The sequence below is a fragment of the Streptococcus minor DSM 17118 genome (assembly GCF_000377005.1).
In the GTDB taxonomy this organism is placed as follows: domain Bacteria; phylum Bacillota; class Bacilli; order Lactobacillales; family Streptococcaceae; genus Streptococcus; species Streptococcus minor.
On record NZ_AQYB01000006.1, the window covers coordinates 1 to 1,848 of the forward strand.

At 42.6% G+C, this 1,848-nt stretch carries 3 protein-coding genes; all 3 read right to left on the reverse strand.

Features of this window, described 5'->3' with window-relative positions:
* Nucleotides 1–229 precede the first annotated feature (229 nt).
* Nucleotides 230–391 carry a hypothetical protein gene (locus F602_RS10950; RefSeq protein WP_018165947.1) on the reverse strand — a complete coding sequence of 54 codons (162 nt, stop codon included), beginning with the start codon at nt 389–391 and terminating at the stop codon, nt 230–232.
* Nucleotides 391–945, reverse strand: coding sequence for a DUF1642 domain-containing protein (locus F602_RS10100; protein ID WP_018165948.1), 555 nt, complete (start codon nt 943–945; stop codon nt 391–393). The genes F602_RS10950 and F602_RS10100 overlap by 1 nt, the downstream gene beginning before the upstream one ends.
* Before the next feature lie 4 nt (nt 946–949).
* Nucleotides 950–1,848: DNA (cytosine-5-)-methyltransferase (gene dcm / locus F602_RS11040; protein ID WP_018165949.1), on the reverse strand; the 899-nt coding region annotated here is incomplete at its 5' end.

The window sequence follows — 1,848 nt, forward strand, 5'->3', positions numbered from 1 at the left end:
CAACGTCACGTACAATCCGCGACTGGTCCAGATTACAGCTTTAACTCCATACATCTTACCTTCGTAAAATGCTCTATATCTCTGTATCATTTTCTGCCTCCTATTTTTCGAAAAACATACCTATCATGCTAATGATAAGTATCCAAATAACGGTTAAAATCGCTATTAGCCCGGATAGGATGATGAGATAAAATAAAAAGTCTAATATCGGCCAATCCATCACTCCACCTCATTTGCCCATCCGATCAGGAAATAGTCTCCAACTTTCTTCTATAAGCAACCTTTCTTTTTCCGCATATAAATTAGCCAAGAGATTCTCGATGCGTCCAATCAATTCATCTGGTACATCGTATTCTTTTAACTCTTCCGAGATTTTTTCGATTTCTGTCATCACTCCACCTCTTCTACTTTTACACCTTCACAATCAAACACCCAGCCAAATCCGGCTTCTTTTAATTCTCTTTTGGTAAAATGACCATCTTTTTCTGCATAATGAGCGAACTTGATTACGATTACTTCTTTGCTACTACCATTTGGATGATTCTTGTACAACTGCTGGCCCGTTGGAAATTTAACCCTGTACAACTGCTCTTGCTCGATTTCCACAGCATCTGGTCCATTTACAATCAGCGTAGCAAGTGCCAGTTCACGCTGTCGGTTGGTATAATTATCGTTATTATACAACCACTCCGATAGTTGTTCCGCTTGCGGAAATTCTTCAAGAAATCTCCCATCCCAAAAGTCACCAAACCACTCATCAAATCCAGTAAGCTTATCTTTGTATTCCTCGTAGTATTCTATAGCTACCTTCGGCACAACGACCTTGGCTGGTTCGTCGATTTGGGATAGAATATTTAATACAGACTTCTTAGATATTGGTTCATCTACAAAACGTTCATATTCTCCCATATGTTCAACTTTTTTAATCACTTCTTGTATGTTCATGTTATTACCTCAATCTCCTTGCTATCGCTTCAATCACATTTACTGTGACTGAGTTACCAGCTTGCTTATACAGCTGGCTATTACTATTTACTTCTTGCGCCTTGTCAAAAGCCCAATCTGGGAAACCTTGCAACCTCCAACATTCGCGAGGGGTCAGCTTGCGGATGCGGAAACCGTCCGACAAGTGATTATTCTCTTGCCAGCTATTTTTAGTTAAGGTTGGTGCTACATCGTGCTCCCCGCCCAGGTTAAAACCTCGTCCTCGCTGGATGATTTTTGGCTCAAGCCCTCCGCCCTGCATGGTCCGAATGGTTGGAGCGATGCCATCTGGATCATACACACAACCACTTTGGTTGAAATTTGGTTCGATTTTTCCCACAACTTTTATCTCATTGACCACAACACCATGTTTATCTTGAGCTGTCAGTGTAAACATAGACTCTCCGTTGCCCTTGAACCTCCTCCCATTCTGCCTTTTCTCAGGTCTGTCAGGGGTTAGAACTGGAATAGCTATTTTAAGTGGGTCCTTCTGCGTCGTTGTGCTGCACAATGTCGGAGCTAAGCCGTCAGCGGAAACCACATCTCCACTCTGTGATTTGCCCATCTTGCGGATGTTACCAATTTTATTTATTTTTGATTGTTGGCTATCAATCGCTGTGTCATTTCCTCCGAAAGGAAAAATCGCTCGTCCACCTGCTCCTCTAAGATGTCCGACAATGAACACCCGTTCTCGGTTTTGGGGGACTCCAAAATTCTTGCTGTTAAACACTTCCCATTCCGCATCATACCCCAGTTCATCCAACGTGCAGATGATGGTCTCGAATGTATGGCCGTCATCGTGGTTGAGGAGTCCTGTGACGTTCTCAAGGAATAGATATTTAGGTCTGAGAATAGATGCGAACC

Coding starts and splice junctions, on each gene's coding strand:
- F602_RS10950 (WP_018165947.1), bottom strand. CDS start 391: ATGACAGAAATCGAAAAAATCTCGGAAGAGTTAAAAGAATACGATGTA.
- F602_RS10100 (WP_018165948.1), bottom strand. CDS start 945: ATGAACATACAAGAAGTGATTAAAAAAGTTGAACATATGGGAGAATAT.